The following is a 6,257-nucleotide window of genomic DNA, read 5'->3' on the forward strand; positions in this document are numbered from 1 at the left end:
GGTTGTCACTTTTCGCCTGAGCAGGGGGGCCGACCATGTCCTTGCTGGAGTCCATCGAGGGACCGCGCGACCTGGACGCGCTGTCCCCTCAGCAGCTGGAGGAACTCGCCGGTGAGATCCGGCAGTTCCTCGTCCACGCGGTGTCCCGCACCGGCGGTCACCTGGGGCCGAACCTCGGTGTGGTCGAGCTGACCATTGCCCTGCATCGTGTTTTCGATTCGCCGGTGGACCGGATTCTGTGGGATACGGGGCATCAGTCGTATGTGCTCAAGCTGCTTACGGGGCGGCAGGATTTTTCGCGGTTGCGGGCGCGGGGTGGGTTGTCGGGGTATCCGTCGCGGGCGGAGTCGGCGCATGATGTGATCGAGAATTCGCATGCGTCGACGGTGCTGGGGTGGGCGGATGGTCTGGCGAAGGCGAATGAGGTGCTGGGCCGTGGTGACCATGTGGTGGCGGTGATCGGTGATGGTGCGCTGTGGGACCTGTCGCTCCTCCAGTGCGTGCCCGGACTGCGGATCGCGGCCCCCCGGGACGCCGAGCGGTTGCGCGCCGAGCTGCGGGAGGCGCTGGATGTGGACGACGCGCCGACCGTGCTGCGGCTCCCCAAGGCCGAGGTGGGCGAGCCCATCGAGGCGGTGCGGCGCGTGGGCGGGATGGACGTGCTGGCCGAGGGCGAGCGCGAGGACGTGCTGCTGGTCGGTGTCGGCGCCATGGCGCCCGCCTGTCTGGAGGCCGCCGCGCTGCTGGCCGGGCGCGGCATCGGTGTCACCGTCGTCGACCCGCGCTGGGTCAAACCCGTCGACCCGGAACTCGTGCCGCTCGCCGGACGGCACCGGATGGTCACCGTCGTCGAGGACAACGGGCGCACCGGCGGTGTCGGAGCCGCCGTCGCCCAGGCGCTCCGCGACGCGGGCGCGGACGGCCTCGCGGTGTGCTCCCTCGGCCTGCCCCAGCGCTTCCTGGAGCACGGCAAGCGCGCCGAACTGCTGACCGCGCACGGACTGTCACCCACCGGGATCGCGGCCCGCGTCGAGGAGGAGCTGTCCCGCGTCCGGCTCCGCGAGCGGCCCGGGGGCGAGGACGGGCCGCCGGAGAGAACCGGCGAGGCGCACCGGGTGCGGGTGCCGGGGAGCGGCCCCGTGGGCCCGGCCCGGGCCGGAGTGGCGCGCGGGGGCGAGGGGAGCGTGGCATGACCGGATTCGATCTGACGAAGCTGCTGGCCGAACGCGGCGACGAGCGCTACGAACTGCACGCGCGCCACCTCAACCACCAACTGCCGCGCATGCTGCACACCATCGGCTTCGACAAGGTCTACGAGCGGGCCGAGGGCGCCTACTTCTACGACGCGGAGGGCAACGACTACCTCGACATGCTCGCCGGGTTCGGCGTCATGGGCCTGGGCCGCCACCATCCCGTCGTACGGCAGGCCCTGCACGACGTGCTCGACGCGCAGCTGGCCGACCTCACCCGCTTCGACTGCCAGCCGCTGCCCGGACTGCTGGCCGAGAGGCTGCTGGGCCACGCGCCCGGTCTGGACCGGGTCTTCTTCGGCAACAGCGGCACCGAGGCCGTGGAGACGGCGCTCAAGTTCGCCCGCTACGCCACCGGCAGGCCCCGGGTGCTGTACTGCGCGCACGCCTTCCACGGGCTGACGACCGGTTCGCTCTCCGTCAACGGCGAGGACGGCTTCCGTGACGGTTTCGCTCCGCTGCTGCCCGACACCCCCGTACCGCTGGGCGACCTGGCGGCACTGGAGCGGGAGCTGCGCGCCAGGGATGTGGCGGCGCTGGTCGTCGAACCCATCCAGGGCAAGGGCGTGCACGCCGCGCCGCCCGGGTACCTGCGCGCGGCCCGGGAACTGCTGCACAAGCACGGGGCGCTGCTGATCGTGGACGAGGTGCAGACGGGGCTGGGCCGCACCGGGGACTTCTTCGCCTACCAGCACGAGCAGGGCGTCGACCCCGACCTGGTGTGCGTGGCCAAGTCGCTGTCGGGCGGCTACGTTCCGGTGGGCGCCACCCTCGGCAAGGAGTGGATCTTCAAGAAGGTCTACTCCTCCATGGACCGGGTGCTCGTCCACTCGGCCAGCTTCGGCTCCAACGCGCAGGCCATGGCGGCGGGGCTGGCCACGCTCGCCGTCATGGAGGACGAACGCCTCACCGAGAACGCCCGCCGCACCGGTGACGCGCTGCGCGAGCGGCTGGCCGCGCTGGTCGGCAGGTACGAGCTGCTGCACGAGGTGCGGGGCCGGGGACTGATGATCGGCATTGAGTTCGGGAAGCCGAAGTCCCTGGGACTGCGCAGCCGCTGGACGATGCTCCAGGCCGCCCGCAAGGGGCTGTTCGCGCAGATGGTCGTCGTACCGCTGTTGCAGAAGCACCGCATCCTCACCCAGGTCTCCGGCGACCACCTGGAGGTCATCAAGCTGATCCCGCCGCTGGTGATCGGCGAGGCGGAGGTGGACCGCTTCGTCGGCGCCTTCACCCAGGTGATGGACGAGGCGCACAACGGCGGCGGCCTCATCTGGGACTTCGGGCGGACGCTGATCAAACAGGCGGTCGCCAACCGCTGAGCCGGTGCGGGATCAGGGCTCCAGGAGGCGGGACTGGAGCCGGATGCGGGTGCCTTCGGAGAGCTTGAGGCCCTCGGAGAGGTAGGTGTCCACACCGCCCCAGCGCTCGTCGATGGTGGCGAAGGCGGCGTGCAGATAGGCGGCCCGGGCGTCGAAGAGGGGCGCGAGCAGCTCCATGACCTCCGGCGACATGCCCGCCCTGGACTTGGCGCTGCGGTACACCTTGTACCGCCGGTGCGGCTGGTTCGACTGGAGGTAGTCCTCCTCGATGGCCTCCCGCTCGACCCCGAGCGCCAGCAGGGTGATGGCGATGGAGAGCCCCGCCCGGTCCTTGCCGGCGGCGCAGTGCATCAAGGCGGGCACGCTGTCCTCCGCGAGCGCGTGCAGGATGCGGCTGTGCTCGGCCGTGCGGGTGGTGATCATGGCGCGGTAGGACTCCGTCATACGCCGTGCGCCCAGTCCGTCACCGAGGATGGCGCGCAGCTGGTCCAGCTCGCCGTCCCGCACCATCTGCCAGAACTCCGCCCCGTCGGCCGGGTCGGAGAGCGGGATGTTGACGTTGCGCACACCTGGAAGCTCCACGTCGGGGCCGTCGAGTGCCTGGTCGGCGGAGTTGCGGAAGTCGAACACCGTGTGCAGCTTCAGCCCGCTCAGGAACGCCGCGTCCTGGCGGGTGGCGTGCGCCAGGTGGCCGCTGCGGAAGAGCACCCCGCGCCGCACCCGCCGCCCGTCCACCGTGGGCAGCCCTCCGACGTCCCGGAAATTGCGTACCCCGGTCAGCTGCGGTTCGGCGGACTCCTGCGTCACGAGCGCTCCTCTGCTTCTTCTCACGGCCGTCCGTCCGACCATACGACATGGATGCCCGGGGCTATCAGTCCCGCGGAGCGACCCGTGCGACGGCCCTTCCCCGGACCCGCTGTCGTCCACCCGCACCGGCCACCGTCGGCGGCCCGTCCGCACCGGCCCGTCCGCACCGGGCCACCCGTGCCGGGCGGCCGCGGCCGTGCCGCCGTACGCTCGCACCGTGAGTGACGAGCTGTTTCCGCGGCCCGCTGCTGAGATCGCACCCGGTGCCGTGCATCTGCCGGGCCGGCTGGACGAGCAGGCGCAGGCGGCCCTGCTCGCCGCCTGCCGGCGGTGGGCGCTGCCGCCCGCGGGGCTGCGGACGGTGCGGATGCCGGGTGGCGGAGAGATGTCGGTACGGCAGCTCAGCCTGGGGCGGCACTGGTATCCGTACGGGTACGCGGACACTGTGGTGGACGGGGGAGGGGAGCCCGTCAAACCGTTCCCCGGGTGGCTGGGGGAGTGGGCGCGCTCGGCGGTGCGGGACGCCGTCCGGGTCGCGGGCGCCGACGTGTACGGGACGGCGCCCGGTACCGTCCCGTACGACATCGCGCTGGTCAACTTCTACGGGGACGGTGCGCGGATGGGGATGCACCGGGACAGCGACGAGCGGTCCGACGCGCCGGTGGTCTCCTTCAGTCTCGGGGACACCTGCGTCTTCCGGTTCGGCACCCCCGAGGGGCGCGGCAGGCCGTGGCGCGATGTCCCGCTGCGCAGTGGCGACGCGTTCGTCTTCGGCGGCCCCTCCCGGCTGGCCTACCACGGGGTGCCCCGCACCGAGCCGGGCTCGGCGCCGCCCGGGCTGGGACTGCGGGGGCGGGTCAACGTCACCGTGCGCGCGTACTGAGGGGAGGACGACGGGAAGGGTGAACGTCCCGCGCCCCTGGGGGAGTTCACGCAGCGGCCGACTGTCAAGCGGAATTCGGGCCCGTTCACTCGTTGGGAGCTGGCGAACCCTGGCGAATACCTCGTACGTGTCAGAGGGATACCGGCCATGGGGCTAGCGTGACCATGGCGCCGTCACCTCCCGCACCCCTCTTCGACACCTCAACTCCTCCGAGGAACCCATGGCCGAATCCCCGAGCTACGCGGTGCAGGCACCGGAAGGAATAGGAGCATCCGCTTCCACTTCTCTGGCTGTTCCCCCGTCCCGCCCTCCCGCCCCCTCCAGCGCCCCCGGCCAACGCCGCGCCGAGCGGCCCCGGCACGGCAGACCCCGCACGCGCGAGAACGCCGCTGACGCCGCCGTACGACGCCGGCTGGTACGGCTCGCCGTACTGCCCGCCGGACTGATCGCCCTCACCGGCACCGCCGTCGTCGCCTACCTGCTGCGCGGCGCGGGCGTCGTCCCCCTCACCGCCACGGCCCGGGGCGTCCTGACCGCCGGAGTGCTGCTGGCCGGCACCGTGCTCGCCTCGGCGGCGGTACTGGCCGCGGCCGAGGCGCGGGGCACGGCCGAACGGTGCGCCGCGCTGCGCCGGGCCACCGTGCGCGGGCAGGCGGAACTCAAGTCCATGCTCTGGACGCTGCGGCACGGCGAGCGCCCCGTGCCGCGCACCCCCGCCCCGCAGGGCGAGCCGGCCGGCGACGGCCTCGACCTGCTCGCCCACCAGACCGCCCTCGCCCAGTGCGGTGCGGAGGCCGCCGTCGCCGAGGCGGCGGCGCTGGCGGGAGGGCCGCACGGCGAGGGCGGGGAGCGCGGGGAGGTGCTCGTCAGCCTCGCGCACCGGCTCCAGACCCTGGTCCACCGGGAGATCCAGCTGATCGACGACCTGGAACACGAGGTCGAGGACCCGGACCTGCTCAAGGGCGTCTTCCACGTCGACCACCTCGCCACCCGCATCCGGCGCCACTCGGAGAGCCTCGCGGTGCTCGGCGGCGCCGCCGCGCACCGCCAGTGGGCCGGCCCGGTCTCCCTCTCCGCCGTGCTGCGGTCCGCCGTCGCCGAGGTCGAGCAGTACACGAGGGTGCGACTGGTCCCGCCGATCCAGGGCGCGGTACGCGGGCACGCCGTCGCGGACGTCATCCACCTGCTGGCCGAACTCGTCGAGAACGCCACGGCCTTCTCCGCTTCCGGGACGCCCGTACTGGTGCGGACCCAGCAGGTCACGGCAGGGCTCGCCGTCGAGGTCGAGGACCGGGGGCCGGGTATGGGCCCCGGCGAGCAGAACGAGCTGAACGCGGTGCTCGCCGAGCCCGACCGGGCCGCCGCCACCCTGGTGCGCGACGGCCGCATCGGCCTCTACGTGGTGGCCGCCCTCGCCCGCCGCCACGGGGTCGTCGTCCAGCTCCAGAACAACATCTACGGCGGAGTCCAGGCCGTCGCGGTACTGCCGCACAGCCTCCTGGGGCAGCCGCACAGCCCGCCGGCACAGGAGAGCGGCCACACGGCGGTGCCCGGCCGCGAGCCCCGGACCCCGTCCGCCCCCGGGAGCGGCCCGGACGGCACCGGTCCCGCCGAGGGCGGCCGGCCGATAAGCGGCCCGGTGGATGACGGCAGGACGGACGACGGCAGGACGGATGGTGGCAGGGCGGATGCCGGCCGGGCGGATGGTGGTTCACCCGAGGGCGGCTTGGCCGACGGCGGCCTGGCGGATGGCGGCTTGCTCGGTGGTGGCCTGGCGGATGGCGGCTCGGCCGGTGGTGGTCCGGTGGACGGCGGCCCGGCCGGTGGTCCGGCCGGTGCTGGTTCTGTCGAGGGCGCCCGGGCCCGGGCAGGGGTCGCCGGGGCGGGGCGGGGGCGGTCGGTGATCCGCGGCCGCGCTCGCGCTCGCGCGGTGTCGCGCGAGGCGGGCCCGCCACTCCGTGGCCGCTCGCCGCACCGTCCGAGCCGGACGCGCGG

At 73.4% G+C, this 6,257-nt stretch carries 5 protein-coding genes; 4 read left to right on the forward strand and 1 reads right to left on the reverse strand.

All coding sequences use genetic code 11. The features are described from left to right. The first annotated feature begins 35 nt into the window (after positions 1-35). Positions 36-1,193 carry a 1-deoxy-D-xylulose-5-phosphate synthase N-terminal domain-containing protein gene (locus tag FM076_RS27825; RefSeq protein ID WP_173873615.1) on the forward strand — a complete coding sequence of 386 codons (1,158 nt, stop codon included), beginning with the start codon at positions 36-38 and terminating at the stop codon, positions 1,191-1,193. Further along, entirely contained in the window at positions 1,190-2,572 is a 1,383-nt protein-coding gene (locus tag FM076_RS27830) for an aspartate aminotransferase family protein (RefSeq protein ID WP_173873616.1), read from the forward strand. Before FM076_RS27825 ends, FM076_RS27830 begins: the two co-directional genes overlap by 4 nt. 12 nt (positions 2,573-2,584) lie before the next feature. Here FM076_RS27830 and FM076_RS27835 read toward each other — a convergent pair whose 3' ends face one another. After that, positions 2,585-3,379, reverse strand: coding sequence for a tyrosine-protein phosphatase (locus FM076_RS27835; RefSeq protein ID WP_173873617.1), 795 nt, complete (start codon positions 3,377-3,379; stop codon positions 2,585-2,587). Between the two features lie 217 nt (positions 3,380-3,596). Between FM076_RS27835 and FM076_RS27840 the strand changes: the two genes are divergently transcribed. Together FM076_RS27840 and FM076_RS34760 are read left to right on the forward strand one after the other, a co-directional pair. Then, entirely contained in the window at positions 3,597-4,262 is a 666-nt protein-coding gene (locus FM076_RS27840; RefSeq protein ID WP_173873618.1) for an alpha-ketoglutarate-dependent dioxygenase AlkB, read from the forward strand. A gap of 220 nt (positions 4,263-4,482) precedes the next feature. Beyond that, a partial coding sequence (locus tag FM076_RS34760) for a sensor histidine kinase (RefSeq protein ID WP_173873619.1) occupies positions 4,483-6,257 on the forward strand: 1,775 nt, incomplete at its 3' end.

It is taken from the genome of Streptomyces albus subsp. chlorinus (assembly GCF_013302895.1).
Taxonomy (GTDB): domain Bacteria; phylum Actinomycetota; class Actinomycetes; order Streptomycetales; family Streptomycetaceae; genus Streptomyces; species Streptomyces chlorinus.

What these genes read in the sequence shown, in the direction of transcription:
- FM076_RS27825 (WP_173873615.1), top strand. Translation starts at nt 36, where the DNA reads ATGTCCTTGCTGGAGTCCATCGAGGGACCGCGCGACCTGGACGCGCTG.
- FM076_RS27830 (WP_173873616.1), top strand. Translation starts at nt 1,190, where the DNA reads ATGACCGGATTCGATCTGACGAAGCTGCTGGCCGAACGCGGCGACGAG.